Source organism: Paracoccus sp. S4493 (assembly GCF_000967735.1).
Classification (GTDB): domain Bacteria; phylum Pseudomonadota; class Alphaproteobacteria; order Rhodobacterales; family Rhodobacteraceae; genus Paracoccus; species Paracoccus marcusii.
In genome coordinates this window covers 1-248 of sequence record NZ_JXYF01000430.1, presented here as the reverse complement: position 1 = coordinate 248, position 248 = coordinate 1, and the positions used below count along the sequence as shown (strand labels likewise).

Here is a 248-nt window from a genome sequence, read left to right as displayed (position 1 = left end):
GCCCGCGCGGGCGAAATCGGCATCGGCCAGGTCATGGTCGCCCAACCGGTAATGGGCCACCCCCCGTGCGCCCGGATCGTCCAGCAGGATCAGCGCGACCCGGTCCCACCCCGCCCGCAGCGCCAGCGCACCAAGCGCCGCGGGGCCGGCAAGGACCAGCGCCGCCACGGCCAGGACCAGAAGGACCGCCGCCGCCCTCATTGCCGCCGCCTCAGCATCTGCAGCAGCGGCAGGGCGGCCAGCGCGGC

1 pseudogene is annotated in these 248 nt (G+C 76.2%); it reads right to left on the bottom strand.

The window, feature by feature from the left end:
- Positions 1-201 (bottom strand): annotated as a pseudogene (locus TW83_RS18255) (hypothetical protein); the annotation flags it as partial.
- Between the last annotated feature and the right edge of the window lie 47 nt (positions 202-248).